General features: G+C 67.3%; 24 protein-coding genes. 17 read left to right on the plus strand and 7 right to left on the minus strand.

Annotated features, from left to right (window positions below):
* Positions 1 to 11: 11 nt before the first annotated feature.
* Complete coding sequence (locus tag BLS74_RS31325; protein WP_093111549.1) at positions 12 to 953, plus strand: bifunctional Delta(1)-pyrroline-2-carboxylate/Delta(1)-piperideine-2-carboxylate reductase; 942 nt, start codon at positions 12 to 14, stop codon at positions 951 to 953.
* Here BLS74_RS31325 and BLS74_RS31330 read toward each other — a convergent pair.
* The 4 genes from BLS74_RS31330 to BLS74_RS31345 all read right to left on the minus strand — a co-directional run bounded on the left by BLS74_RS31330 (position 950) and on the right by BLS74_RS31345 (position 4,628).
* Positions 950 to 1,909 (minus strand): Bug family tripartite tricarboxylate transporter substrate binding protein, encoded by a 960-nt coding sequence (locus tag BLS74_RS31330; RefSeq protein WP_093111633.1) that lies wholly within the window; start codon positions 1,907 to 1,909, stop codon positions 950 to 952. The genes BLS74_RS31325 and BLS74_RS31330 overlap by 4 nt on opposite strands.
* A 139-nt stretch (positions 1,910 to 2,048) precedes the next feature.
* Positions 2,049 to 3,254: a 3-oxoadipyl-CoA thiolase gene (gene pcaF / locus BLS74_RS31335; protein ID WP_093111551.1), complete on the minus strand. Its 1,206-nt coding sequence runs from the start codon at positions 3,252 to 3,254 to the stop codon at positions 2,049 to 2,051.
* 25 nt (positions 3,255 to 3,279) lie between these two features.
* Positions 3,280 to 3,924 carry a 3-oxoacid CoA-transferase subunit B gene (locus BLS74_RS31340; protein ID WP_093111553.1) on the minus strand — a complete coding sequence of 215 codons (645 nt, stop codon included), beginning with the start codon at positions 3,922 to 3,924 and terminating at the stop codon, positions 3,280 to 3,282.
* A 2-nt stretch (positions 3,925 to 3,926) separates the two neighbouring features.
* Entirely contained in the window at positions 3,927 to 4,628 is a 702-nt protein-coding gene (locus BLS74_RS31345) for a 3-oxoacid CoA-transferase subunit A (protein WP_093111555.1), read from the minus strand.
* A gap of 105 nt (positions 4,629 to 4,733) precedes the next feature.
* On the opposite strand from BLS74_RS31345, the gene BLS74_RS31350 reads away from it, so the two are divergent.
* Together BLS74_RS31350 and BLS74_RS31355 are read left to right on the plus strand one after the other, a co-directional pair.
* The gene (locus BLS74_RS31350; protein WP_093111557.1) at positions 4,734 to 5,519 is read left to right on the plus strand and encodes an IclR family transcriptional regulator domain-containing protein; all 786 of its coding nucleotides are present in this window, start codon (positions 4,734 to 4,736) and stop codon (positions 5,517 to 5,519) included.
* A 176-nt stretch (positions 5,520 to 5,695) separates the two neighbouring features.
* Positions 5,696 to 6,745: a glycosyltransferase family 2 protein gene (locus BLS74_RS31355; RefSeq protein ID WP_170855785.1), complete on the plus strand. Its 1,050-nt coding sequence runs from the start codon at positions 5,696 to 5,698 to the stop codon at positions 6,743 to 6,745.
* A 20-nt stretch (positions 6,746 to 6,765) separates the two neighbouring features.
* On the opposite strand, the gene BLS74_RS31360 is transcribed toward BLS74_RS31355, so the two are convergent.
* Entirely contained in the window at positions 6,766 to 7,803 is a 1,038-nt protein-coding gene (locus BLS74_RS31360) for a class I SAM-dependent methyltransferase (RefSeq protein ID WP_244504107.1), read from the minus strand.
* Between BLS74_RS31360 and BLS74_RS31365 the strand changes: the two genes are divergently transcribed.
* Positions 7,690 to 8,394, plus strand: coding sequence for an RNA polymerase sigma factor (locus BLS74_RS31365; protein ID WP_093111561.1), 705 nt, complete (start codon positions 7,690 to 7,692; stop codon positions 8,392 to 8,394). The genes BLS74_RS31360 and BLS74_RS31365 overlap by 114 nt on opposite strands.
* Before the next feature lie 34 nt (positions 8,395 to 8,428).
* The gene (locus BLS74_RS31370; RefSeq protein ID WP_093111563.1) at positions 8,429 to 9,712 is read left to right on the plus strand and encodes a c-type cytochrome; all 1,284 of its coding nucleotides are present in this window, start codon (positions 8,429 to 8,431) and stop codon (positions 9,710 to 9,712) included.
* 22 nt (positions 9,713 to 9,734) lie between these two features.
* On the opposite strand, the gene BLS74_RS31375 is transcribed toward BLS74_RS31370, so the two are convergent.
* The gene (locus BLS74_RS31375) at positions 9,735 to 10,751 is read right to left on the minus strand and encodes a LacI family DNA-binding transcriptional regulator (RefSeq protein ID WP_093111565.1); all 1,017 of its coding nucleotides are present in this window, start codon (positions 10,749 to 10,751) and stop codon (positions 9,735 to 9,737) included.
* A 307-nt stretch (positions 10,752 to 11,058) separates the two neighbouring features.
* Here BLS74_RS31375 and BLS74_RS31380 point away from each other — a divergent pair, with 307 nt between their 5' ends.
* Genes BLS74_RS31380 through pyk form a run of 6 tightly spaced genes read left to right on the plus strand, consistent with a single transcriptional unit; the run spans position 11,059 to position 17,481 of the window.
* Positions 11,059 to 12,360 (plus strand): MFS transporter, encoded by a 1,302-nt coding sequence (locus BLS74_RS31380; RefSeq protein WP_244504111.1) that lies wholly within the window; start codon positions 11,059 to 11,061, stop codon positions 12,358 to 12,360.
* 10 nt (positions 12,361 to 12,370) lie between these two features.
* A complete protein-coding gene (gene ltnD, locus BLS74_RS31385) occupies positions 12,371 to 13,261 on the plus strand; it encodes an L-threonate dehydrogenase (RefSeq protein ID WP_093111567.1) in 891 nt (296 codons plus the stop codon).
* The gene (gene otnK, locus BLS74_RS31390) at positions 13,258 to 14,571 is read left to right on the plus strand and encodes a 3-oxo-tetronate kinase (RefSeq protein ID WP_244504108.1); all 1,314 of its coding nucleotides are present in this window, start codon (positions 13,258 to 13,260) and stop codon (positions 14,569 to 14,571) included. Before ltnD ends, otnK begins: the two co-directional genes overlap by 4 nt.
* Positions 14,568 to 15,215 (plus strand): class II aldolase/adducin family protein, encoded by a 648-nt coding sequence (locus BLS74_RS31395; protein WP_093111569.1) that lies wholly within the window; start codon positions 14,568 to 14,570, stop codon positions 15,213 to 15,215. The genes otnK and BLS74_RS31395 overlap by 4 nt, the downstream gene beginning before the upstream one ends.
* Positions 15,216 to 15,235: 20 nt before the next feature.
* Positions 15,236 to 16,018, plus strand: a complete 783-nt coding sequence (gene otnI, locus BLS74_RS31400; RefSeq protein WP_093111571.1) for a 2-oxo-tetronate isomerase — start codon at positions 15,236 to 15,238, stop codon at positions 16,016 to 16,018.
* A 47-nt stretch (positions 16,019 to 16,065) separates the two neighbouring features.
* Complete coding sequence (gene pyk, locus BLS74_RS31405; RefSeq protein WP_093111574.1) at positions 16,066 to 17,481, plus strand: pyruvate kinase; 1,416 nt, start codon at positions 16,066 to 16,068, stop codon at positions 17,479 to 17,481.
* A gap of 32 nt (positions 17,482 to 17,513) precedes the next feature.
* Here pyk and BLS74_RS31410 read toward each other — a convergent pair whose 3' ends face one another.
* Positions 17,514 to 17,807, minus strand: coding sequence for a helix-turn-helix domain-containing protein (locus tag BLS74_RS31410; RefSeq protein WP_093111576.1), 294 nt, complete (start codon positions 17,805 to 17,807; stop codon positions 17,514 to 17,516).
* An 88-nt stretch (positions 17,808 to 17,895) separates the two neighbouring features.
* Here BLS74_RS31410 and BLS74_RS31415 point away from each other — a divergent pair, with 88 nt between their 5' ends.
* From BLS74_RS31415 to gsiD, 6 genes are read left to right on the plus strand one after another with little or no spacing between them, the layout of a single operon-like run.
* Positions 17,896 to 18,852 (plus strand): MurR/RpiR family transcriptional regulator, encoded by a 957-nt coding sequence (locus tag BLS74_RS31415; protein WP_093111578.1) that lies wholly within the window; start codon positions 17,896 to 17,898, stop codon positions 18,850 to 18,852.
* Complete coding sequence (locus BLS74_RS31420) at positions 18,849 to 19,817, plus strand: isoaspartyl peptidase/L-asparaginase family protein (RefSeq protein WP_093111580.1); 969 nt, start codon at positions 18,849 to 18,851, stop codon at positions 19,815 to 19,817. The genes BLS74_RS31415 and BLS74_RS31420 overlap by 4 nt, the downstream gene beginning before the upstream one ends.
* Positions 19,818 to 19,828: 11 nt before the next feature.
* Positions 19,829 to 21,724: a dipeptide ABC transporter ATP-binding protein gene (locus BLS74_RS31425; protein WP_093111582.1), complete on the plus strand. Its 1,896-nt coding sequence runs from the start codon at positions 19,829 to 19,831 to the stop codon at positions 21,722 to 21,724.
* Positions 21,725 to 21,761: 37 nt separating this feature from the next.
* Positions 21,762 to 23,309: a glutathione ABC transporter substrate-binding protein GsiB gene (gene gsiB / locus BLS74_RS31430; RefSeq protein WP_093111584.1), complete on the plus strand. Its 1,548-nt coding sequence runs from the start codon at positions 21,762 to 21,764 to the stop codon at positions 23,307 to 23,309.
* Positions 23,310 to 23,328: 19 nt separating this feature from the next.
* A complete protein-coding gene (gsiC, locus tag BLS74_RS31435; RefSeq protein ID WP_093111586.1) occupies positions 23,329 to 24,249 on the plus strand; it encodes a glutathione ABC transporter permease GsiC in 921 nt (306 codons plus the stop codon).
* Between the two features lie 13 nt (positions 24,250 to 24,262).
* Positions 24,263 to 25,132: a glutathione ABC transporter permease GsiD gene (gene gsiD / locus BLS74_RS31440; RefSeq protein ID WP_244504109.1), complete on the plus strand. Its 870-nt coding sequence runs from the start codon at positions 24,263 to 24,265 to the stop codon at positions 25,130 to 25,132.
* The last annotated feature ends 1 nt before the right edge of the window (position 25,133 follow it).

A 25,133-nucleotide genomic window follows, 5' to 3' on the forward strand; every position in this document is an offset into this window, starting at 1 on the left:
CCGACCACGCCATGAAACATTTCGACGAGCACAGCACCCGCAGCGCACTGCAGTTGGCCCGCCTGGTGCCCGCCTTGCGCGATGCCTTCGCCGGCGAGGCCAAGGTGCCGCCGCGCCATGTGCATGCCATCGAAGCCGGCGCCGACCGCGGCACGGTGCTGATCATGCCGGCCTGGAGCGATGCGGGCTTCCTCGGCATCAAGACCATCAACATCTTTCCCGGCAACAGTGCGCACGGCCTGCCCGGCCTGCACGCGACCTACGTGCTCTACGACGCACACACCGGCGTGCCGCTCGCGCTGATGGACGGCAACGAGATCACCGCCCACCGCACAGCGGCGGCTTCGGCGCTCGGCGCTTCCTTCCTCGCGCGTTCGGATGCGCGGCGCCTGCTCGTGCTCGGCACCGGCCGCGTCGCGCGCCTGCTGCCGGCCGCGCTTGCCACCGTGCGGGCGATCGACGAAGTGCGGGTGTGGAACCACCGGCCCGAGGGCGCGCAGGCGCTGGCGGCGCAATGGCGCAGCGAAGGCTGGAACGCGCAAGCCGTGACCGATCTCGAGGCCGCCGCGCGCAACGCCGACATCGTGAGCTGCGCGACGCTCGCCACCACGCCGCTCGTTCAAGGCGGGTGGCTGGCGCCGGGCTCGCACCTGGACCTGATCGGCAGCTTCGCGCCGCAGATGCGCGAGGCCGACCCAGCCTGCTTCGCCGGTGCGCGGACCTTCGTCGACACCGACGAAGCGTTGCAGAAGGCCGGCGACCTGCTCGATGCGATCGCGGCCGGCACGCTTTCGCGCGATGACGTGCAGGCCACGCTCGCCGATCTGTGCCGCGGCACGCACTGCGGACGCGCCGACGACAGCGAGCGCACCGTCTTCAAGGCCGTCGGCAGCGCGCTCGAAGACCTCGCGGCCGCCACGCTGGTGTGGCAGGCCGCTCAGCAAGAGCCTTAGTCCAGCGAGACGTTCGCCTTCTTGATCACGTCGCCGAAGCGCCTGGTCTCGCTCTGCACGAACTGGTTGAACTGCTCGCGCGTGGTCGGGAAGGGTTCGTAGCCGAAGCTCTTGAACTTCTCCTGCACGTCGGCCTCGGCCAGCCCCTTCTCGATGTCGCGCTTGATCTTGTCGGTCACGGCAGCCGGCAGGCCCTGCGGCACCGCAATCGCGTTCCAGCCGGTGACCTCGAAGCCCTGCGGGCCGCCAGACTCACCGACCGTCGGCACCTCGGGGAAGGCTGCGACGCGCTTGGGCGCCGCCGCCGCCAGGAGGCGCAGCTTGCCGGCACGCTGCAGCGGACCGGCGGTGGCGCTGGTGCCGAGCGCGAAGGCCAGCTCGCCGGTCGAGACCGAGGTGTAGAGCTGCGTGGTCTCCTTGTAGATCACGTGCTCCATCTGCGTGCCGGTGGCCGATTCGAAGAGTTCCGAGCCCAGATGCACCGGGTTGCCCACCGACCAGGAGCCGTAGTTGAGCTTGCCCGGGTTGGCCTTGGCGTCGGCGATCAGGTCGCCCACCGTCTTGTATTTGCTGTCGGCCGGCACGGTGAAGAAGAAGTAGGCCTTGAACAGCGGCAGCAGCGCGTCGAAGTCCTTGTTCGGGTCGTAGGGCAGCTTCTTGAACAGCGCCGGATAGGCCGCGAGGTGCACGTTGTCGAGCACCAGCAGGTCGTGCCCGTCCTTGGCGCCGCGCTTCCAGGCATCGATGGCGATGAAGCCATTGCCGCCGGGCCGGTTCTCGACCACCACCGGCTGGCCCCAGGCGCGCGAGAGCTTGTCGGCCACCAGGCGCGCCACGCCGTCCGGTCCGCCGCCCACCGGGAAGGGCGTGATGATGCGCACCGGCTTGGTGGGGAACTGCTGCGCGCTGGCGGTCGCGGGCATCAGGCTGGCGGCAGCCAGGGCCGCGACCGCCATCAAGGATCTGAAAAACATGGGAAGTCTCCGGAGTTGTAGAAAGAAATTCAGGCGCGGATTCAAGCGGCGGGACCAGCGCGCGCACCGGTCGCCCGCTGCCGCAGTAGGCCCGGCAGCTGGTCGCTTCGGGCGAGTCCGATCAGACGCGTTCCAGGATCACGGCGATGCCCTGCCCCACGCCGATGCACATGGTGCACAGCGCATAGCGGCCGCCCTGCTTGTGGAGCTGATTCACCGCGGTGGTCGCGAGGCGCGCGCCGCTGGCGCCCAGCGGATGGCCGAGCGCGATCGCGCCGCCGTTGATGTTGACGCGCGCGTCGTCGTCCTTCAGGCCCAAGAGGCGCAGCACCGCCAAGCCTTGCGCGGCGAAGGCTTCGTTGAGTTCGATCACGTCGATCTGGTCGAGCGTGAGGCCGGTGAGCTTCAGCACCTTCTCGGTGGCGGGCGCCGGGCCGATGCCCATCACGCGCGGCGGCACGCCGGCCGTGGCCATGCCGACCACGCGGGCGCGCGGCGTGAGGCCGTACTTGGCCGCATGCGCCTCGTCGGCCAGGAGCAAGGCCGCGGCGCCGTCGTTCACGCCGCTGGCATTGCCGGCGGTCACGGTGCCGTCCGGCCGCACCACGCCCTTCAGCTTGGCCAGCGCCTCGAGGCTGGTGTCGCGCGGATGCTCGTCCTTGTCGACCACGATCGCGTCGCCCTTCTTCTGAGGCACGCTGACCGGCACGATCTCGGCATCGAAGAAGCCCGACTTCTGCGCCGCCACGGCGCGCTGCTGCGAGGCCAGCGCCATGCGGTCCTGCGCCTCGCGCTCGATCTTGTAGTCGGTCGCCACGTTCTCGGCCGTCTCGGGCATCGAGTCGATGCCGTACTGCGCCTTCATGAGCTTGTTGACGAAGCGCCAGCCGATGGTGGTGTCGTAGACCGCGTTGGCGCGGCTGAAGGCGCTTTCGGCCTTCGGCATCACGAAGGGCGCGCGGCTCATGCTCTCGACGCCGCCCGCGATCATCAGGCCAGTCTCGCCGGCCTTGATGGCGCGCGCCGCGGTGCCGACCGCGTCCAGGCCCGAGCCGCACAGGCGGTTGATGGTGCCGCCGCCGACTTGCTGCGGCAGGCCCGCGAGCAGCGCCGACATGCGCGCGACGTTGCGGTTGTCTTCGCCGGCCTGGTTGGCGCAGCCGTAGAGCACGTCGCTGACGGCCTGCCAGTCGACGTCCTTGTTGCGTTCCATCAGCGCCCTGAGCGGCACCGCGCCGAGGTCGTCGGCGCGCACGCTCGACAAGGCGCCGCCGTAGCGGCCGAAGGGGGTGCGAACGGCGTCGCAGATGAAGGCTTGATTCGTCATGGTGTGTCTCTCGTCGAAGTTGTCGTCAGATGGTGATCGGCAGGCCGACCAGCTTTTCGAGCTCGGCATGCTCGAGGCCTTCGACCTTGTCGATCAGCTTCAAGCCCGAGGGCGTGCATTCGAGGGTGGCAAGGTCGGAATACACGCGCTTCACGCAGCCGATGCCGGTCAGCGGATAGGTGCATTGGGCGACGACCTTGCTCTCGCCCTTCTTGGTCAGCAAATCCATCATCACCCAGGTCTGCTTGGCGCCGATGGCCAGGTCCATCGCGCCGCCGACCGCGGGGATGGCGCCTTCCTCGCCGGTGCTCCAGTTCGCGAGGTCGCCGGTGGCCGAGACCTGGAAGGCGCCCAGCACGCAGATGTCGAGGTGGCCGCCGCGCATCATCGCGAAGCTGTCGGCATGGTGGAAATACGCGCCGCCGGACAGCAGCGTGACCGGCTGCTTGCCGGCGTTGATCAGGTCATAGTCCTCCTGGCCTTCGGCCGGCGCCGGGCCCATGCCGAGGATGCCGTTCTCGCTGTGCAGGATGACCTCGCGGCCGGCCGGCAGGTGGTTGGCGACCAGGGTCGGCTGGCCGATGCCGAGGTTGACGACGGCGCCGTCGAAGATGTCCTGCGCGACGCGGGCGGCGAGCTGGTCCTTGGTGCGGCGTTGGTAGTTGCTCATGGTCAGGCTGCCTTCTTGAAGCCGCCGGCTTGCGTGGCGACGCGCTCGATCTTGACGATCTGGTGGACGAATATGCCCGGCGTGACGATGGCCTCGGGGTCCATCTCGCCGAGTTCGACGATCTCGTGCACGGTGGCGATGGTGCGGTCGGACGCCATGGCCATCACCGGCCCGAAGTTGCGCGCCGCCTTGCGGTAAGTGAGGTTGCCCCAGCGGTCACCCTGCTCGGCCTTGATCAGCGCGACATCGCCGCGGATCGGGTACTCCAGCACGTATTGCTTGCCGTCGATCTCGCGTGTCTCTCGATCGCCGGACAGCTGGGTGCCGAAGCCGGTGGGGCAGAAGAAGGCGCCGATGCCGGCACCGGCCGCACGGATGCGCTCGGCCAGGTTGCCCTGCGGCACCAGTTCCAGTTCGAGCTTGCCGGAGCGGTAGAGCTCGTCGAAGACGTAACTGTCGGCCTGGCGCGGAAAGCTGCAGATGATCTTGCGCACGCGCCCGGCCTTCAGCAGCGCGGCCAGGCCGGTATCGCCGTTGCCTGCGTTGTTGTTGACGACGGTGAGGTCCGTGGCGCCCTGCTCGATCAGGCCGTCGATGAGCTCGCCGGGAATGCCGGCGGTGCCGAAGCCGCCGATGAGCACCGTGGCGCCGTCGGGGACGCCGGCCATGGCATCGGCGACCGAGCGCGCGATCTTGTTGATCATGGAATCTGTCTCCGGGGGTGGGAAAAAGCGAAACACCCAGGTTGCGATTTTGTTCGCATACCGAACAAGTGTTCGTATAATGAATTTTAAGGAAGATCCACCGCTATGGCAACCCACAAGAAGCAGCCCACCGCACCCACACCGGGCGACAGCTACGTGCAGTCCTTCGCGCGCGGATTGCAGGTGATCCGCTCCTTCAGCGCGAGCGCACCGCGCCAGACCTTGAGCGAGGTGGCGGCCGCGGCCGGCCTCACGCGCGCCGGCGCTCGCCGCATCCTGCTCACGCTGCAGACGCTGGGCTACGTCGATTCCGACGGCAAGCTCTTCGCGCTGACGCCGCGCATCCTCGACCTGGGCTTCGCCTACCTCTCGTCGATGCCGATCTGGAACCGTGCCGAGCCGGTGATGGAGGCGCTGGTGCAGCAGGTACAGGAGTCGTGCTCGGCGGCCGTGCTCGACGCCACCGACATCGTCTACGTGATGCGCGTGCCGACGCACAAGATCATGCGAATCAGCCTCGGCGTGGGCTCGCGCCTGCCCGCGTACTGCACCTCGATGGGCCGCCTGCTGCTCGCCGACCTGGACGATGAAGCGGTGCGCGCGCGGCTCGAAGCCTCGACGCTCGAAGCCTTGACGCGCCACACCCTGACCGACATCGACGCCCTCTTTGCCAAGGTCGTGCAGGCGCGGCGCCAGCGCTGGTGCCTGGTCAACCAGGAACTGGAAGAAGGCCTGATCTCGATCGCCGCGCCGATCGTCGACCGCGCCGGCCGCATGGTGGCCGCGCTCAACATCAGCGGCCAGGCCAACCGCACCAGCGCGAAGGTGATGCAGGAGACCATGCTGCCCGCGCTGCTGGCCGCGGCGGCGGAGGTTTCGCGGCTGCTTTGAGGCCGGCGGCTCCCGATGCATGAAAAGCTATGGCGCGCATCTTGCCTCGCTGGCAAAATTCGGCGCGCGCCTACAGCAGGAGGGGTGCGCCTCGTCGCCATCCCGACACATGTCCATGGAAAGCTGGCAAGACCATGTCCGCAGCACCGGTCCAAATTGCGCTCGAGCCGCTTGCGATGCCCGAGCTGCCGCCCGTGCCGAGGGTGAGCATTGCCATCATCTGCTTCAACTACGGCCGCTTCCTGGCCGAGTGCCTGGAGAGCTGTCTCGCCCAGACCATCCCCGCTGACGAAATCGTGGTGGTGAACGACGGCTCGACCGACGACACCGCGGAGGTGCTGGACGGCTATGCGGCGCGCCTGCCCCAGATCCGGGCGATCCATCAGCCAAACGGTGGAATCTGCTCGGCGACGAATGCCGCGCTCGCCGCATGCTCCGGGGACGTGGTGCTCCTGCTCGATGCCGACGACGCCATCGTGCCGGAGCGCATCGAAAAGGTGCTCGCCGCCTTGCGCGGGCGCGTGAACGGACATCGCCCCGGCTGGGTCCACCACAGCATGATGCGCTTCTCCGAGGTGCAGCCCCGTCTGGGCCTCGCGCCCTACTATCCCGGCGGCAAAGGGCCCGAGGGCTGGCTCGCTTCCGAGGCATTGAAGGCCGCCTCGACCCCGGTGCTCGCGTTGACCTCGGCGCTGGCCTTCAGGCGCGAGGTCCTGGCCGCCATCGGCCCGCTGGACTCCGATCGGCTGATGTACCAGGACCTGCAGCTTTGCACTGCCGCCACGCTGCTCAGCCCGACCGCCTGGATTCCCGAACCGCTGACACGCTATCGCATCCACCTCACGTCCATTTCGTCGGGGTCGATGGTCTCGCTGGAGCAGATCAGGAAGACGCTGCAACGTGCCCGCCGTTTCGATGCCTGGCTGCGCAGCCAGCTCGAGAAGATCAGGCCCGGCTCGGCTTCCTTGTGGCGGCCGCTGGACGACCAAGGGGGCTATCTCTGGCTCACCTTCCTCGAACGCTGGCTGTCCGGGGCCGGCAAGGACCTCGGGCTGCTGTGGATGGTGCTGCGCCACCCGGACACCCGCCGGGGGCCACGCCAGTACCGCATCTATTACTACGGCAGCGTGCTGCTTCCCAAGGACCTGTTCGTCTCGTATTCGCGGCTGATCTTCGGCAGCAGCCCCGCCAAACTGATGTTGAGAAAATTCCTGCGCCGCGCTTGATTAGGGCCTGCGAACAGGCCCTAAGCGGCGAACCCGCGCACGGCCCAGGCGCGCGCGCTCAGCGCGATCGCGCCATCGGGCCGGCGCGGCAATGCGGCGCGAATGCGTTCGCGCAGCCTCGACCGATCCGCCTCGTTCAAGGACATCGCATAACCGGGCGCAGGTCCTTGTCCGCCCAGAAACGGCGTCCAGTAGTCGTCGAAGTCGCGAAACGGCGTCGCGACGTCGAGGGGACGCACTTCGACGGCACGCAATCCCGCCTGGACGAACAGCGCCTCGAGCGGCGCCGGCTGGCAGAGCGGAAATCGCCGCCCTTCGTCGAGTTCAGCGGCCGCTGGATTCAGCTCGACGGCGGCGTCCCAGAAGTGGCGCATGAGTTCCATCCGGCCGGCGTAGTCCCACACGTACGCGGCCACCGTCCCTCCGGGCTTGACCGCACGTGCCATCCCGGCGACCGCGCGCCCGGGCTCCGGAACGAAGTTAAGCACCAGCGCGGCGACGGCCGCATCGAAACGCCCCGCCTCGACCGGCAGCTTCTGCGCATCGCCGACCTCGAAGGACGCGCGCGGATCCGGAATATGGCTGCGCGCATGGTCGACGAAGCCTTCAGAGGCATCGATGCTGAGCACCGAGGCCGGCTGCGCGTGGTTCCAGGATGGTCTGCGTGAGGGCCCCGGTGCCGCAGCCGACGTCCAGCCATGCCGACTGCGGCGGCACCCGAAGCCAAGCCAGCAGTTCGGCCGCGACCTTTCGGCTCCAGCGCCCCACGTAGGGCTCGTAGAGATCGCCGGCTGCCCACGTGTCCTTTCGATCCGCCATAGGTGTGCTCCTCCAGGAGATGTCGCAAGAAAGGGATTGTCCGCCTCGCTGGACCTGTTCCGGCAAAGGCGGCATGCGGGAACAGCACGATCCCCTGCCCCATCCAATGGGCACGGGGGTCCGACATGCCACCACTTCCATTCAGCACCGCTGCACCGACCTCCGCCTCCGATGCCGAACTGGCCGCTCGCGCTGCGCGTGGCGACATCGATGCCTTCCAGCAGATCATGCGCAGGCACAACCGCCTGCTGTTTCGCACCGGCCGCAGCATCCTGAAGAACGACGAAGAGACGCAGGATGCGCTGCAGGAGGCCTATTTGCGTGCCTGGCGTTCACTCTCCGGCTTCCGTGCCGAGGCGCGCCTGTCCACCTGGCTGGTGCGCATCGTGGTGAACGAGGCGCTGGGGCGGCTGCGCCGCAGCGCCGGTGCCCAGGTGGTCCCGCTCGACGCCGCCACGGATCTGTGCGAAGCGCAAGGAGAAACGTGGATGCACGCGGACGCCGACGAACAGCCTGAGCGCGTGGCGATGCGCGGGGAGATGCGCCGCCTGATCGAGTCCGGCATCGATGCCTTGCCCGAAGCGTTTCGCACCGTGTTCGTGCTGCGTGCCGTGGAAGACATGAGCAACGAGGAAGTGGCGGCTGCGCTGGCGATTCCGGAAGCGACTGTGCGCAGCCGCTTCTTTCGCGCCCGCGGGCTGCTGCGCGAGTCGCTGTCGCGCGAAGTCGATGTCGCGCTGAGCGATGCGTTCGCTTTCGATGGCATTCGCTGCGACGCCATCATCGCGCGCGTCATGGCTGGCATCGGCCAAGCCGGCGTTGCGCGCTGAATCCCCCACACGGGTGCTGCGAAAGGAGCTCCACATGACCACGTCACGTCGTGAATGGCTGGAAGCGAGCGGCGTTGGAACCCAGGTCGGCGCACGAACCGTGCTGATCGCGACCACGACTGCGGTCGCAGCCGCGCTGACTGTCGCGTGCGGCGGTGGCGGGGGTGGAGACGGCGTCGGTACGGGTGGCGCCGGAGGTCCGGCAGCCGAGCAAGCCGCTCTCGTCGCACAGGGCAAGCAGATCTTCCGCTTCGACACTTTCGGCGACGAAGCCCACTGGACCGGCACGCTGCGGATGCATGAGGTCATCAGTACCGCAGTCAGCCCCGTGACCGCGCTGGCGGTCGGGCTGAAGGTCGACGCCGAGGCGCTGCCGCCGGCCGTGGCGAAGGGCATCCAGGATGGAAGTGTCGATCTCAAGAGTCCCGCCACGACCGTCGCCTTGCTGAAGCTGGACGCTGTGGTCGGCCTCAAGGGCACTGTGGAGACGGTCGGCGGCAAGGATGCGCTGACCCGCGTCGGCGTCACCTGCGCCCTCTGCCACTCGACCGTCGACGATTCTTTCGCGCCGGGCATCGGCAAGCGGCTCGATGGCTGGCCCAATCGGGACCTGAATCCCGGCGTCATCATCGCGCTTTCCCCGTCGGTGGACGCGGCCAAGAAAGCCGTCTATCTCTCCTGGGGCAAGGGCAAGTACGACCCACGGTTCAACATCGATGGCCTCAACAAGCCGGTGGTTATCCCGCCGGCCTATGGGCTGGAGGGCATTCACAGCGTGACTTTCACCGGCGACGGCGCCGAAATCGCCTACTGGAACCGGTATGTGGTCGTGACCCAGATGGGCGGCCAGGGAAGTTTCTCCGAGCCGCGCCTGAACCTGAACATCACCAACGGCACCGCAGACCTGGTGACGAACAAGTTGCCCGCGTTGCAGGCGTATCAGTTGTCGTTGAAGGCCCCCGCTGCGCCGGCGGGCAGTTTCGACGCCGCTGCAGCCGCGCGGGGCAAGGTGGTCTTCGACGGCGCAGGAAAGTGTGTGAACTGCCACAGCGGCGCCCTCTTCACGGATGCCAACTCGACGCTGCATGCCCCCAGCGACTCGATGGCGGAACCGGAAACGCCGAGCTACGCTTCCCGTTCGGCGACCAGGATGTACCGCACCTCGCCCCTGCGAGGCATTTGGCAGCATGCGCCCTACTTCCATGACGGGTCAGCCGCCACGCTCGAGGAGGTCGCAGCCACCTACAACACCAGGCGATCGCTGGGCCTCACCCCGCAGGAGATTGCAGATCTCGCCCAGTACCTGAAGTCGCAGTGAGGCGCAGCGGGAGGTGATGTCTCTACGCTGTCTGCCCGGCGATGAACTCGAGGCCAATGTCCTCCCGCAGCGGGGGCGTTTGGCCGGCAAGCCTGGCGAGGATGTGGTCGGCGGCGAGCTGACCGATGCGGTAGCGCGGCGATTTGATCGTCGTCAAGCGTAGCGGCACCGCTTCACCGATTTCCAGTCCGTTGAATCCCGCCAGGGCCAGTTGGTCGGGCACCGATATACCGGCAGCCATGCAATGCATGAGGCCGCCCACGGCCATGTCGTCGTTGGAAAAATAGACGGCATCGAGATCCGGGTGCCGGGCAAGCAGTTGCGCCAGACCGGAGCGGCCCAGCAGCAAGGACGACGGCTGGTCGGCGGTGAACCGACCCTGCAACGCGATGCCGCGCTCGGACAGGGCCTGCACGAAGCCTTCCAGGCGCTTGCCAGCACGAAGGTCGCGCTCAAGATTGCCGCCGACGTATCCGATGCGGCGTCGGCCGCTGTCGGCCAGAAACTTGCCGATGTCCCGCCCTGCTGCGACGTTCGAGAATCCCACCGCCATGTCGATCGGCTCGCCATCGATATCCATCACCTCGACCACGGGACTGCGGACCTCGCGCAACATCTGACGGGCGCGCGGCGTGTGTTCGAGCCCGGCGAGGATCCAGCCCGACGGCCGCCATGACTGCATTGCGGCGATGAGCTGCTCTTCCTTCGCGAGGTCGTAATCCGACACGCCGATCACGGCCTGGTAGCCGGCCGCCTCGAAACGCTCGTTCGCTCCGCGCAGGACCTCCGGGAACACGATGTTGCCCAGCGATGGAATGATCACCACCATCAATCGCGTCCTTGCGGTGGCGAGGGCGCCAGCGAGGCGATTCGGCACGTAGCCGAGTGCCGCCACCGCCGCCTGCACCTTGGCGCGGGTCTCCTCGGAGACGTTCACATGGTCGTGCAGCACCCGTGACACGGTCATGCCGCTCACCCCGGCCAGGCGCGCGACCTCGGACAACGTCACGTCGCCAGAAGATTCCTGTCGTTCATCCATCGGGTATTGAATCCCCTCTCATTTGCTCAGGCCCGGACCCGGCGGCGTCAACGTTCGCCGCGAAGCCCGCCGAGTAGCCAAGCATAGCGGCCACGCTCGATGCCTGGGACTGCAGGCCGCATCGCCGTGGGTCCCGCAATGGGCAGGGTAAATACTGAATTGTTTGCGCTAACAGTCGAGCAAAAATTCAATTGTTAGCGCGAACAACCGGAATGGCCCAGCTTCGAGGTCTCCCGCATTCGCTGCGCTGGACCGCTGCCCGTGGACAACCGATTCACCACACCACCAGGAGACACCCGTGACCACCATTGCCACATCGCCCCATGAGGGGCCCGTCGTCGCCGAAACCGATCGAACCTATGCGAAGGTGTTCTGGCGCATCGTTCCGTTGCTCATGCTGTGCTACGTGGTCGCCTATCTCGACCGCGTCAACGTCGGCTTCGCCAAACTGCAGATGTCGCAAGACCTGGGCTTCAGCGAGACCGTGTTCGGCCTCGGCGCGGGCGTCTTCTTCGTCGGCTACTTCCTCTTCGAAGTGCCCAGCAACATCCTGCTGCACCGCGTAGGCGCCCGCGTATGGATCGCCCGGATCATGATCACCTGGGGCCTGCTGTCGGCCGCGTTCATCTGGGTCCAGACGCCGACGACGTTCTACGTCATGCGCTTCCTGCTGGGGCTTGCCGAAGCAGGTTTCTACCCCGGGGTGATCCTGTACATGACGTACTGGTACCCGGCCCATCGCCGGGCCAAGATCATCGCCATGTTCATGTCGGCGATTCCGGTCGCGGGCATTTTCGGCAATCCGCTGTCGGGCTGGATCATGGACCTCTTCCAGGGCACCGGCGGAATGCAGGGCTGGCAATGGATGTTCATCATCGAGGCCCTGCCCGCGCTGGTGATGGGCCTGGTCGTGCTGATGTTCCTCGACAACAACATCCGCCAGGCGAAATGGCTCACCGAGCAGGAAAAGCAACTGCTCGAACGCGAAATCGTCGCCGACCAGAAGGGCACGCAAAGCAAGCATTCGATCGGCGCGATCTTCGGTGACCGACGCGTCTGGCTGATGTGCTTGATCTACTTCTGCTTCGTGATGGGGCAGTACGGCCTGACATTCTGGATGCCGACCCTGATCAAGGCGACCGGCGTGACCGGCAACCTCAACATCGGCCTCTTCAGCGCCATTCCGTTCGGCTGCGCCATCGTGGCCATGAACCTCATCGGACGCAGCGCCGACGCGCATCGCGAGCGCCGCTGGCACCTGGTTGTTCCCGCGATCTTCGGTGCGGTCGGCTTCATCGTTGCGGCTTCGTTCGCCCACAACACCGTCGTCTCCGTTGCGGCCCTCTCCCTGGCCGCTGCCGGAGTGCTGACGTGCGCGCCGCTTTTCTGGTCGCTGCCGACTTCGTTCCTGTCGGGAGCCGCCGCCGCGGTCGGTATCGCGGCGATCAACTCGGTGGGCAACCTGGCCGGGTTCGTCAGTCCCTACTTGGTCGGCTACTTGAAGGATGCGACGCAAAGCACGCAAAGCGGGATGTACGTCCTGGCCGGCACGCTGGTGGTCGGCGCCTTCGCGGTGCTGAGAACGCCTGCGCGCCTGGTCAATCGCTGAGGAGAGCCTGATGAGCAACATTGGAGTCATCGGCCTCGGCGCCATGGGTTCCGGAATGGCAAAGTCGCTGCGCCGCGCAGGCCACGCCGTGCACGTGTGTGATGCGCGCCCCGGCGCGGCAGAAGCCTTCGCGAAGGACGGCGGCGTCGCCTGCGCCTCACCCGCCGAGGTAGGCAAGTCCTGCCATGTGGTCATATCGGTGGTCGTCAATGCGCAGCAAACCGAGGAGATCCTCTTCGGCCCGCACGGCGCCGCTTCCGAGTTGGCCGGCGGCAGCGTGTTCGTGATGTGCTCCACCGTCGACCCCAATTGGTCGATCGCACTGGAATCGCGGCTTGAAGCGCTCGGCATCCTGTACCTGGATGCACCGATCTCGGGCGGGGCGGCCAAGGCCGCTTCGGGCGACATGACGATGATGACGGCCGGCAAGCCCGCCGCGTTCGAGCGCTGCGAGGGACTGCTGGAAGCGATGGCGGCCAAGGTCTACAGGCTCGGCGACCGCGCCGGCAACGGCAGCAAGGTGAAAATCATCAACCAACTGCTCGCCGGCGTGCACATCGCAGCCGCCGCCGAAGCCATGGCGCTCGGCTTGCGCGAAGGGGTCGACGCCGCCTCGCTGTACGAGGTCATCACGAACAGTGCCGGCAACAGCTGGATGTTCGAGAACCGCATGGCCCACGTGCTGAAGGCCGACTACACACCCCTCTCGGCGGTGGACATCTTCGTCAAGGATCTCGGGCTGGTGCTCGACACCGCACGGGCCAGCAAGTTCCCCTTGCCGCTGGCGAGCACCGCCCACCAGATGTTCATGCAGGCCTCGACCGCCGGTTTCGCGAAGGAAGACGACTCGGCGGTCATCAAGATCTTCCCCGGCATCGAACTGCCGAAGGCTGGACGATGAGCGCCATGGTCGCGAAGCCTCTGCTCGGTTGCATCGCTGACGACTTCACGGGCGCGACCGACCTCGCCAACAACCTCGTGCGCAGCGGCATGCGCACCGTGCAGACCATCGGGATACCCGAGGACGAATCTGCCGCGATCGATGCCGATGCCATCGTGGTGGCGCTCAAATCGCGCACCATCGCGCCGGCCGACGCCGTGGCCCAGTCGCTCGATGCGCTGCGCTGGCTGCGCGCCCAGGGCGTGCAGCAGGTGTACTTCAAGTACTGCTCGACGTTCGACTCGACGCCCGAGGGCAACATCGGTCCCGTCACCGATGCGCTGCTCGACGCGCTGTCCGATCTGCCGAACGGCGAATTCACCATCGCCTGCCCGGCGTTTCCGGAGAACCAGCGCACGATCTTCAACGGCCACCTGTTCGTCGGCGAGCAGTTGCTCAGCGACAGCGGCATGCGCAACCATCCGCTGACGCCGATGACGGACGCCAATCTCGTGCGCGTGCTTCAGCTTCAGACGAAGCACAAGGTCGGGCTGGTGACCTATGACGTGGTCGCGCAGGGTGCGCGTGCCATTCGCGAGCGCTTTGCGGCGCTGAAGGCCGAAGGCGTCCGGATCGCCGTGGTCGACGCGGTCTCCAACGAGGACCTGATACAGATCGGCGCGGCGGTGCAAGACATGCCCCTGGTGACCGCCGGATCCGGCCTGGCGATCGGCCTGCCGCAGAACTGGCAGTTCAACGAACCCGGTGCGGCAGCCGCGAGGGCCGACAGGCTGCCGCCCGCTTCGGGCCTTCGGGCGATCGTGTCGGGGAGTTGCTCGCAGGCGACGAACGTGCAGGTACTGCACTTCAAGCGCAGCGGGCGGGCAAGCTTTGCGGTCGACCCGCTGGCGATCGCTGCCGGCGACGACGTGGTGGGCGAGGCCTTGGCCTGGGCCGGCGAGCACGTACTCGATGGGCCGGTGCTGGTGTACGCCACCGCCGAGTCGGCTTCAGTCAAGGACGTCCAGGCGCAACTCGGCGTCGCACGTGCCGGCGAATTGGTCGAGGAGGCACTGTCAAGCATCGCGCTCGGACTGGTCGAGCGCGGCGTGCGGCAACTGGTCGTAGCCGGCGGCGAGACCTCGGGTGCGGTGGTGCGCGAGCTCAATGTGCGTCAGATGGGCATCGGCCCCCAGATCGACCCGGGCGTGCCGTGGACGGCCGTGCACTCCCCGGCGTGTGCCGGCGAGACGCTGCATATGGCACTGAAGTCCGGCAACTTCGGAACGACCGACTTCTTCACGAAGGCTTTCGATCAGCTGGCGGCATGACAAGCGACGTGCGAGAGGAAATCTGCCGGGTTGGCGCGTCGCTGTTCGACCGCCGCTATGTGCATGGCACGGCCGGCAACATCAGCGTGCGCACCGACAATGGCTTTCTGATCACGCCCACCGATGCATGCCTCGGGCAGCTCGAACCGGTGCACCTGGCCGAGGTGGACATCGACGGCGTTCAAACCGGCGGCGACCCCGCATCCAAGACGCTCGCCCTGCACCGACGCATCTATGCGGCCGACCCGCACGCGCGCTGCGTGATCCACACGCATTCCACCCACCTGGTCGCGCTCTCGCTCGCTGGCGTGTGGAACGCGCACGACATCGTTCCTCCGATCACACCGTACTACGTGATGAAGGTCGGTCACGTTCCGCTGATCCCATACCACCGGCCCGGCGATCCCGCCGCAGGCGACGAAGTGGCACGCCGCATCGTGACGATGCGAGAAGCGGGCACGCCCATCCGCGCCGTGATGCTCGACCGGCTCGGTCCCAACGTATGGCACGGCTCGCCCGCGCAAGCCTGCGCTGTGCTCGAAGAGCTGGAGGAGACCGCGCGGCTTTGGCTGACGGCAAGGCCTCAGCCGCTCTCACCTGAACGTATCGACGAGTTGCGCACCCACTTCGGCGCGCGCTGGTAACACCCCACGAAGGAAGCTCTATGCCCCGCTTTGCCGCCAATCTGACCATGCTCTACCCTGAGCATGACTTTCTCGACCGCTTCGCCGCCTCGGCCGATGACGGCTTCAAGGCCGTCGAATACCTGTTTCCATTCGCCTACGACAGCGCCGTTCTCGCGCAGCGTCTGAGCGACCATGGCCTGCAACAAGTACTGTTCAACGCTCCACCCGGCGATTGGGATGCGGGCGAACGCGGCATTGCGTGTCTGCCCGGGCGCGAACAGGAATTCCGTCGCGGTGTCCTGACAGCGCTGGACTACGCCGAGACATTGAAATGCCCGCGCGTGCATGCGATGGCAGGGCTTGCGGCGGCGGACGCGGATCGCACCACGCTGCGCCGCACCTACACCGCCAACCTGGCCTGGGCCGCAGAACAGGCGGCCGCTCGCGGCGTCGACATACTGATCGAGCCGATCAACACGCGCGACATTCCCGGATTCTTCCTCAATCGGCAGGATGAGGCGCACGCGGTCGTGGCCGAGGTCGGCGCACGGAATCTGAAAGTCCAGATGGACCTCTACCACTGCCAGATCGTCGAGGGCGATGTGTCGATGAAGCTGCGCAAGTATCTGCCTTCCGGCCATGTGGGCCACCTGCAGATCGCTGGAGTACCGCTTCGGAATGAACCCGACGTCGGTGAACTCAATCACGACTACCTATTCAACTTGATCGATGAATTGGGCTTTGATGGCTGGATAGGCTGCGAGTACCGCCCGAAAGGAGCGACATCCTCCGGCCTGGAGTGGTTCAGACGGCTGACGTGAGTCGACGTTCATCAGCACTGATTTCATTCTTTGATCCGGAACCTGTCATGAAGCGTTCACGCCACGCCAAGATCGTCGCCACCCTTGGGCCTGCAAGTGCCGACATTGTCACCATCCGAGCGCTGTTCGACGCCGGTGCCGATGTTTTTCGGCTCAACTTCAGTCACGGAACCCACGCGCAGCATGCCGAGCGCGTCAAGATGATCCGCGAGGTCGAGCACGACGCCGGGCGCCCGATCTCGATCCTGCTCGATCTGCAGGGACCAAAGCTGCGCATCGGGACGTTCGCAGACGGCCCGATCGAGCTGAAGACAGGAGAGGCTTTCCGCCTCGACCTCGATCCGACTCCAGGCAACGCCTCACGGGCACCCATGCCGCACCCAGAGATTTTTGCCGCCCTCAAGCCGGGCACGGACCTGCTGCTCGACGACGGGAAGATATGTCTGATCGTCGAAGCTTGCGGTCACGATTTCGCACAGACCCGTGTGGTCAACGGTGGACGCTTGTCGGAACGCAAAGGCGTCAACGTTCCATCGGTCCTGCTGCCGATCTCAGCCCTCACGGCCAAGGACCGTACCGACCTGACCTTCGGCCTGACGCTGGGAGTGGACTGGGTCGCGTTGTCGTTCGTCCAGCGACCGGAGGATCTCGAGGAAGTGCATGCGATCGTCAAAGGTCGAACCGGTGTCCTTTCGAAACTGGAAAAGCCCGCCGCCATCGAATGCCTCGACGCGATCATCGCCCTGACTGACGCGGTGATGGTCGCCCGCGGCGACATGGGCGTCGAACTGCCGGCCGAGCAGGTACCGCGGATCCAGAAGCGGATCGTGCGTGCCTGCCGCGACGCGGGCAAGCCGGTGATCGTCGCCACCCAGATGCTCGAATCGATGATCACCGCACCGGTTCCCACCAGGGCCGAGGCCTCCGACGTTGCGACCGCGGTGTACGACGGCGCGGACGCCGTGATGCTCTCCGCGGAGTCCGCTTCCGGTGCCTATCCACGGGAGGCGGTTGCGATGATGGACCGGATCATTGCCGAGGTCGAATCCGATCCCTACTACCGCTCGGGCATGGATGCGTCGCGGAAAGAGCCACTTGCGTCAGTGGCAGACGCCGTGTGCCTGTCGCTGCGCGTTACTGCAAGTTTGCTCCCGTTGTCCACCATCGTGACTTACACGCGATCCGGAGCGACAAGCCTGCGCGCAGCACGCGAGCGGCCCGTCGCGCCCGTGCTGAGCATCACACCTGACCTGGGCATCGCTCGGCGGCTCGCGTTGACCTGGGGGGTGCACTCGGTGCATTCCGATGCAGTCATCCAGGACGTGCCCGACATGATCGACAGCGCCTGTGGGCTGGCGCGCCGGGAAGGCTATGCCGTCTCGGGCGACTACGTCGCGATCGCAGCCGGCATGCCATTCGGCGTCGTCGGAACCACCAACTTCCTGCACATCGCGAAGGCTTGAAATCCATGGCCAGAATCAAGGACATCAAGGCCTCAACCGTCGAGTAGAAGCCCACGCGCTTGCCGTGCTGCGTGATGCCCGCCACGCATCACGTCAACTGGCACTGCGCTTGATCTCGCCGCCGCGGGCGCGGAGCCATACGTACGAGAGTACGCGCGTGAGAACGCAGCAGCGCTACCGAAGCCCGCGCGCCGGGCCACCGCCTTGACGGTGTCGCCGGAGCACTCGCTGCTTTCGCGCACGACTCGGATTGCCACGCCCGCCTCGAATGACAGGCGTGACAGGTCCCTTGGTGAAAACCCACTGGCCCATGACTTGCTAAACATCGGCCGATGATCGAAAATTTTCTTTTCTCGCACCACTTTGTAATTTTCTTTTCATATTTCGCACCTTGAAGGGGCGAGCCCGAACCGAATGCTTACCTCTTCCGCGACTTCTGCAACCACCGTGGCGCAGCGCATCGCGCAGGCCCTGCCGCAGCTGACGCGCTCGCACCGGCAGGTGGCCGACTACGTGCTGGAGCGCCCCTTGCAGGTCGCGACGCTGCCGATCGACGAACTGGCGACGGCCGCCGGCGTGTCGGTGGCCACCGCCAACCGCTTCGCGCGCGCCCTGGGCTTCGACGGCTATGCGAACTTCCGCGCCGAACTGGTCCGCGGCTTCGAGCCCCTGCTGGCGCCGGTGGAACGGCTGCGCGGCAGCCTGGCGCAGCCCTCGACGGTGGCCGAGGTCTTTGCCGCCGCGCTGGAAGAGAGCCGGGGCAACATCGAGGCCACTCGCCAGGCGCTGGACCCGGCCTCCTGCGAGGCGGCGGTGGCGCGCATCCTCGACGCGCGCACCATCTACGTCGTCGGCTTCGGCGCCAGCGCCTGGCTGTCCGGGCTGCTGCAGCATGGCCTGGACACCTACTGCGCCGACGTGCGCCTGCTGCCCTCGGTGAGCGGCGTCACGCACGGCGCGCGCGCCCTGTCGCGCGGCGGGCCGCGCGACCTGCTGGTGGCGCTGAGCTTCCCGCGCTACCTGACCGACACCATGGCGCTGACCGGCATCGCCCGCGCCCAGGGCGCGGGCGTCCTGGCCCTGACCGACCGACCCAGCTCGCCGCTGGCGCCGCTGGCCGACGTGGTGCTCTATGCGCAGACCGAGACCCGCTACCGCCCCAACTGCGAGACCAGCGTGCTGGCGCTGATCGAGGCGCTGACCAGCGCGGTGGCCTTGCGCGCGCCGGGCGCTTTCCAGGCCGCCGGCAAGATCGTCCACTCGGTCATGCCCTGGCTGCATGGCGCGCAGGACTTGCGGGCCGCCAACGCCGAAAAGAACCAACAGGCGCCGGCGCCGCGCGCGCCGAACAGAAAGAAGAAGGCACGATGAGAACCACACCGGTCATTGCCATCCACGGCGGCGCGGGCACCATCAGCGCGGCGGCGCTGGACGCGAGCGCGGCCGCGGCCTACCACGACGCGCTGCGCACCATCGTGCTCGCCGGCCAGGCGCTGCTGCTGCGCGGCGCCAGCGCGCTGGACGCGGTGTGCCTGGCGGTCGAGATGCTGGAGGACTGCCCGCTGTTCAACGCCGGCCACGGTGCGGTCTTCACCAGCGCCGAGACGCACGAGCTCGACGCGGCCGTGATGGACGGCGCCGAGCTGCGCGCCGGCGCCGTCGCCGGCGTCAGCCGCGTCCGCCACCCGGTGCACGCCGCGCGCGCGGTGATGGACGACGGCGCCCACGTGCTGCTGGCCGGTGCCGGCGCCGAGGCCTTCGCGCGCGGGCGCGGGCTGGAAATGGTCGAACCGGAGTACTTCTCCACCGAGGCGCGCCGCGAGCAGCTGCGGCGCGCGCGCGCCGAAGGCCGCGTCGCGCTCGACCACGACGGCGCGGCACGCGCAGCGGCGCTGTCCACCGCGCCGCTGGACGAGACCAACAAGTTCGGCACCGTCGGCGCCGTCGCGCTCGACCGGCGCAGCCATCTGGCGGCCGCCACCTCCACCGGCGGCATGACCAACAAGCGCGTCGGCCGCATCGGCGACTCGCCGCTGATCGGCGCCGGCACCTATGCCGACGACAAGCGCGCCGCCGTGTCCTGCACCGGCAGCGGCGAGATGTTCATCCGCACGGCCGCGGCCTACGACGTCTGCGCGCGCATGCGCTACGCCGGCCAGTCGCTGGCGCAGGCCGCGCACGCCGTGATCATGCAGGCCGTACCTGCCATCGGCGGCAGCGGCGGCCTGATCGCCATCGACCGCGCCGGCAACGTCTGCCTGCCCTTCAACACCGAGGGCATGTACCGGGGCCATGCGCGCGGCGCCGAGGCGCCGCACACTGCCATCCATCGATAAACGCTGCCACCATGTCCACTGTCCTCTCCGCGCCAACCGCGACATCCGTCGCACTGGAGCTGCCCGGCCAGCGCGTGCTCGCCGTCGACGCGCTCACCGTGCGCTTCGCGAGTTCCGAGCGCACCGTGGACGCGGTGCGCGAGCTGTCCTTCCACGTCGACCGCGGCGAGACGCTGGCCATCGTCGGCGAGTCGGGCTCGGGCAAGTCCGTCACCTCGCTGTCGCTGATGCGTCTGGTGGAATACGGCGGCGGCCGCATTGCACAAGGCCGCATGGCCTTCCGGCGCCGCGACGGCCGGGTGCTCGACCTGGCGCGGGCCTCCGACGCGACGATGCGCGGCATCCGCGGCGCCGACATCGCGATGATCTTCCAGGAGCCGATGACCTCGCTGAACCCGGTGTTCACCGCCGGCGACCAGATCGCCGAGGCCATCGCCATCCACCAGGGCAAGGACCGCGCCGCAGCAGCCGCCGAGGCGCTGCGCATGCTGGAGCTGGTGCGCATTCCCGAAGCACGCAGCGTGCTCGCGCGCTACCCGCACCAGCTCTCGGGCGGCATGCGACAGCGCGTGATGATCGCGATGGCGCTGTCGTGCCGGCCCTCGCTCCTGATCGCCGACGAGCCGACCACCGCGCTCGACGTGACGATCCAGGCGCAGATCCTCCAGCTCATCCGCGAGCTGCAGACCGAGATGCAGATGGGCGTGGTGTTCATCACGCACGACATGGGCGTGGTCGCCGAGGTGGCCGATCGCGTGCTGGTGATGTACCAGGGCGACAAGGTCGAGGCCGGGCCCTCCGAGCAGTTGTTCGCGGCGCCGCAGCATGCCTACACGCGTGCGCTGCTCTCGGCCGTGCCGCACCTGGGCGCGATGCGCGGCACCGCCCTGCCCCGGCGCTTCGAGCTGCTGCAGGTCGACGCCGTGGGCGCCCGCGTGAGCGTGAGCGATGCGAGCCCGCAGGACACCGTGCAGAGCGACCAGCCACCGATCCTGCGCGTGAAAGACCTGGTGACCCGCTTCGAGTTGAAAAGCGGCCTCTTCAGCCGCGTGACGCGCGTGGTGCATGCCGTGGAACAGATCAGCTTCGATCTGCGTGCCGGCGAGACCCTGGCGCTGGTCGGCGAATCGGGCTGCGGCAAGTCCACCACCGGCCGTTCGCTGCTGCGCCTGGTCGAGAGCCAGGGCGGAGCGATCGAGTTCGACGGCCGCAACGTCCTCACGCTGCCCACCGGCGAGCTGCAGGCGCTCAGGCGCAACATCCAGTTCATCTTCCAGGACCCCTTCGCCTCGCTCGACCCACGCCTGACGGTGGGCTTCTCGATCATGGAGCCGCTCCTGGTGCACAAGATCGCGTGCGGCGCCAAGGCGCAGCAGCGCGTGCGCTGGCTGCTCGAGAAGGTCGGCCTGCCGGCCGACTACGCGCAGCGCTACCCACACGAATTCTCCGGCGGCCAGCGCCAGCGCATCGCCATTGCGCGCGCGCTCGCGCTCAACCCCAAGGTGGTGGTGGCCGACGAGTCGGTGTCGGCGCTGGACGTGTCGATCCAGGCGCAGATCGTCAACCTGATGCTGGATCTGCAGCGCGAGCTGGGCATCGCCTTCCTGTTCATCTCGCACGACATGGCCGTGGTCGAGCGCATCAGCCACCGCGTGGCCGTGATGTACCTGGGCCAGATCGTCGAGATCGGCCCCAGGCGCGCGATCTTCGAGAATCCGCAGCACGCCTACACGCGCAAGCTGATGGCGGCCGTGCCGGTCGCCGATCCCGCGCGCCGCAACCGCGACCGGCCGCTGCTGCAGGGCGAGATTCCCAGCCCCATGCACCCCGTGGGCTACGAGCCCGGCGTCAAGCCGCTCGTCGAGGTAGGCCCCGGCCATTTCGTCGCGCAGCACCCGATCAACTGATTTTCAACGTCACCGACTTCAAAGAAGGAGTTCCACCATGAACAAGCAACGCCTCTCCCGCATCGCCGCCGCGCTGACCATCGCCGGCCTGGCCGGCTTCGCGCTGTCGGCGCACGCCGCCAAGGACATCGTCGTCGCGGTGCAGTCCGGCTTCACGACCACCGACCCCTACGACGCCAACGACACGCTGTCGCAAGCCGTCGCGAAGTCCTTCTACCAGGGCCTCTACGGCTTCGACAAGGACATGAAGATGGGGCCGGTGCTGGCCACGGGCCACACCGTCAGCAAGGACGGCCTGGTCTACACCGTCAAGCTGCGCACGGGCGTGCAGTTCCACGACGGCACGCCCTTCAATGCCGAGGCCGTGAAGGCCACCTTCGACCGCGTGACCAACCCGGACAACAAGCTCAAGCGCTACAACCTCTACAAGAACATCGCCAAGACCGAGGCGGTCGACGCGACCACGGTGCGCTTCACGCTCAGCGAGCCCTTCTCGCCCTTCATCAACACGCTCGCGCACCCCTCGGGCGTGATCATCTCGCCGGCCGCGCTGGCCAAGTACGGCAACAAGGGCATCGCGCAGAACCCGGTCGGCACCGGCCCCTTCAAGTTCGTCGAATGGAAGGCCACCGACTACCTGAAGGTCGCCAAGTTCGACGGCTACTGGAAGAAGGGCTACCCGAAGGTCGACAGCATCACCTTCCGCCCGGTGGTCGACAACAACACGCGCGCCGCGATGATGCAGACCAACGAAGCGCACTTCGCTTTCCCGATGCCGCCCGAAGCGGCCGCGACGCTGAAGGAAAAGCCCAGCCTCGAGGTGAGCAGCTCGCCCTCGATCATCCATCGCTACATCTCGATGAACACGCAGCAGAAACCCTTCGACAACCCGAAGGTGCGCGAGGCCGTCAACTACGCGATCAACAAGGAAGCGCTGGTCAAGGTGGCGTTCTCGGGCTATGCGATTCCGGCCGAAGGCGTGCTGCCCAAGGGCATCGAGGGCGCGGCCAAGCTCGGCCCCTGGCCCTACAACCCGGCCAAGGCGCGCGAGCTGCTGAAGGAAGCCGGCTACCCGAACGGCTTCGAGAGCACGCTCTGGTCGGCCTACAACTACACGACGGCACAGAAGGTCATCCAGTTCGTACAGCAGCAGCTGGCGCAGGTCGGCATCAAGGTGCAGGTGCTGGCGCTCGAGGCCGGCCAGCGCGTCGAACGCGTCGAGAGCGCGCAGGACCCGGCCACCGCGCCGGTGCGCATGTACTACGTGGGCTGGTCCTCGTCGACCGGCGAGGCCGACTGGGCGATGCGTCCGCTGCTGGCCTCCGAGTCCTTCCCGCCCAAGCTCTTCAACACCGCCTACTACAAGAACCCCGAGGTCGATGCCGACATCAAGAAGGCGCTGGTGACCACCGACCCTGCCGCCAAGGCCAAGATCTACGCCGACGCGCAGCAGCGCATCTGGAAGGACGCGCCCTGGGCCTTCCTGGTGACCGAGCAGCTGCTGTCGGTGCGCGCGCGCAACCTGGCCGGCTTCTACGTGATCCCGGACGGCAGCTTCAACTTCGACGAAGTCGAGCTGAAGTGATCGCGGCGCGGAATCGCCCATGACCCAGTACGTCCTCAAGCGCCTGCTGGGTCTGCTGCCGACGCTGCTGATCGTCGCGGTGCTGGTGTTCCTGTTCGTGCACATGCTGCCCGGCGATCCGGCGCGGCTGGCGGCCGGGCCGGACGCCAGCCCCGAGACCGTGGCGCTGGTGCGCGCGGACCTCGGCCTCGACAAGCCGCTGCCGCAGCAGTTCCTGAACTTCTTCGGCAACATGCTGCAGGGCGACTTCGGCCATTCGCTGCGTTCCAAGCGGCCGGTGTCGACCGAGATCGCCGAGCGCTTCATGCCGACGCTGCTGCTCACGATCAGCAGCATGGCCTGGGCCGTGGTCTTCGGCATGGCCATCGGCATCACGTCGGCGGTGTTCCGCAACCAGTGGCCCGACCGGCTCGGCATGACGCTGGCGGTCTCAGGCATCTCGTTCCCGGCCTTCGCGCTCGGCATGCTCCTGATGCAGATCTTCTCGGTCCAGCTCGGCTGGCTGCCCACGGTGGGCGCCGAGTCGTGGCGGCACTACATCCTGCCCTCGCTGACGCTGGGCGCCGCCGTGGCCGCGGTGATGGCGCGCTTCACGCGGGCCTCCTTCATCGAGGTGATCCAGGAAGACTTCATTCGCACCGCGCGCGCCAAGGGCGTGTCGGAGAAGTGGGTCATCCTGAAACACTGCCTGCGCAACGCGCTGATCCCGGTGGTCACGATGATGGGGCTGCAGTTCGGCTTCCTGCTCGGCGGCTCGATCGTGGTCGAGGCGGTGTTCAACTGGCCCGGCCTCGGGCGCCTGCTGGTCGACGCGGTCGACATGCGCGACTACCCCATCATCCAGACGCTGGTGCTGCTCTTCTCGCTCGAATTCATCCTGATCAATCTCGTGGTCGACGTGCTCTATGGCTATATCAACCCCACCATCCGCTACAAGTGACGCGCCGGTCCGGATGCTCGCCACCGAAGGCAAGGTGCGCACGCCGTGGACCGAGTTCTGGCGCAAGTTCCGCATGCAGCACGTGGCGCTGGCCGCGCTGGTCTTCGTGCTGCTGCTGGTGGCGGTCGCGATCCTCGCGCCGTGGATCGTGCCCTACGACGCCGAGAACTTCTTCGACTACGACAAGATCAATGCGGGCCCTTCGGCGGCGCACTGGTTCGGCGTCGACCCGCTCGGGCGCGACATCTTCAGCCGCATCCTGATGGGTGCGCGCATCTCGCTGGCCGCCGGCTTCCTCTCGGTGGTGCTGGGCGCCATCGTGGGGACCGTGCTGGGCCTGCTCGCCGGCTACTACGGCGGCTGGTGGGACCGCATCGTGATGCGCATCTCCGACGTGCTCTTCGCCTTTCCCGGCATCCTGCTGGCGCTGGGCGTGGTCGCCATCCTGGGCAGCAGCATGACCAACGTGGTGGTCGCGGTGTCGGTGTTCAGCGTGCCGGCCTTCGCGCGGCTGGTGCGCGGCAACACGCTGGTGCTGAAGAACCTGACCTACATCGAGGCCACGCGCAGCATCGGCGCCAACGACCGCACCATCCTGCTGCGCCACATCCTTCCGGGCACGATCTCGTCCATCGTCGTCTACTTCACGATGCGCCTGGGCACCTCGATCATCACGGCCGCGAGCCTCAGCTTCCTCGGCATGGGCGCGCAGCCGCCGATGCCCGAGTGGGGCGCGATGCTCAACGAGGCGCGCGCCGACATGGTCAACGCGCCGCACGTCGCGCTGTTCCCGTCGCTGGCGATCTTCTTCACGGTGCTGGCTTTCAACCTGCTGGGCGATGGTCTGCGCGATGCCCTCGATCCGAAAATCGACCGGCTCTAGA

This window comes from Variovorax sp. CF079, from assembly GCF_900101545.1.
Classification (GTDB): Bacteria; Pseudomonadota; Gammaproteobacteria; order Burkholderiales; family Burkholderiaceae_C; genus Variovorax.

Coding starts and splice junctions, on each gene's coding strand:
- BLS74_RS31325 (WP_093111549.1), top strand. CDS start 12: ATGAAACATTTCGACGAGCACAGCACCCGCAGCGCACTGCAGTTGGCC.
- BLS74_RS31330 (WP_093111633.1), bottom strand. CDS start 1,909: ATGGCGGTCGCGGCCCTGGCTGCCGCCAGCCTGATGCCCGCGACCGCC.
- pcaF (WP_093111551.1), bottom strand. CDS start 3,254: ATGACGAATCAAGCCTTCATCTGCGACGCCGTTCGCACCCCCTTCGGC.
- BLS74_RS31340 (WP_093111553.1), bottom strand. CDS start 3,924: ATGAGCAACTACCAACGCCGCACCAAGGACCAGCTCGCCGCCCGCGTC.
- BLS74_RS31345 (WP_093111555.1), bottom strand. CDS start 4,628: ATGATCAACAAGATCGCGCGCTCGGTCGCCGATGCCATGGCCGGCGTC.
- BLS74_RS31350 (WP_093111557.1), top strand. CDS start 4,734: ATGGCAACCCACAAGAAGCAGCCCACCGCACCCACACCGGGCGACAGC.
- BLS74_RS31355 (WP_170855785.1), top strand. CDS start 5,696: ATGCCCGAGCTGCCGCCCGTGCCGAGGGTGAGCATTGCCATCATCTGC.
- BLS74_RS31365 (WP_093111561.1), top strand. CDS start 7,690: ATGCCACCACTTCCATTCAGCACCGCTGCACCGACCTCCGCCTCCGAT.
- BLS74_RS31370 (WP_093111563.1), top strand. CDS start 8,429: ATGACCACGTCACGTCGTGAATGGCTGGAAGCGAGCGGCGTTGGAACC.
- BLS74_RS31375 (WP_093111565.1), bottom strand. CDS start 10,751: ATGGATGAACGACAGGAATCTTCTGGCGACGTGACGTTGTCCGAGGTC.
- ltnD (WP_093111567.1), top strand. CDS start 12,371: ATGAGCAACATTGGAGTCATCGGCCTCGGCGCCATGGGTTCCGGAATG.
- otnK (WP_244504108.1), top strand. CDS start 13,258: ATGAGCGCCATGGTCGCGAAGCCTCTGCTCGGTTGCATCGCTGACGAC.
- BLS74_RS31395 (WP_093111569.1), top strand. CDS start 14,568: ATGACAAGCGACGTGCGAGAGGAAATCTGCCGGGTTGGCGCGTCGCTG.
- otnI (WP_093111571.1), top strand. CDS start 15,236: ATGCCCCGCTTTGCCGCCAATCTGACCATGCTCTACCCTGAGCATGAC.
- pyk (WP_093111574.1), top strand. CDS start 16,066: ATGAAGCGTTCACGCCACGCCAAGATCGTCGCCACCCTTGGGCCTGCA.
- BLS74_RS31410 (WP_093111576.1), bottom strand. CDS start 17,807: ATGTTTAGCAAGTCATGGGCCAGTGGGTTTTCACCAAGGGACCTGTCA.
- BLS74_RS31415 (WP_093111578.1), top strand. CDS start 17,896: ATGCTTACCTCTTCCGCGACTTCTGCAACCACCGTGGCGCAGCGCATC.
- BLS74_RS31420 (WP_093111580.1), top strand. CDS start 18,849: ATGAGAACCACACCGGTCATTGCCATCCACGGCGGCGCGGGCACCATC.
- BLS74_RS31425 (WP_093111582.1), top strand. CDS start 19,829: ATGTCCACTGTCCTCTCCGCGCCAACCGCGACATCCGTCGCACTGGAG.
- gsiB (WP_093111584.1), top strand. CDS start 21,762: ATGAACAAGCAACGCCTCTCCCGCATCGCCGCCGCGCTGACCATCGCC.
- gsiC (WP_093111586.1), top strand. CDS start 23,329: ATGACCCAGTACGTCCTCAAGCGCCTGCTGGGTCTGCTGCCGACGCTG.
- gsiD (WP_244504109.1), top strand. CDS start 24,263: ATGCTCGCCACCGAAGGCAAGGTGCGCACGCCGTGGACCGAGTTCTGG.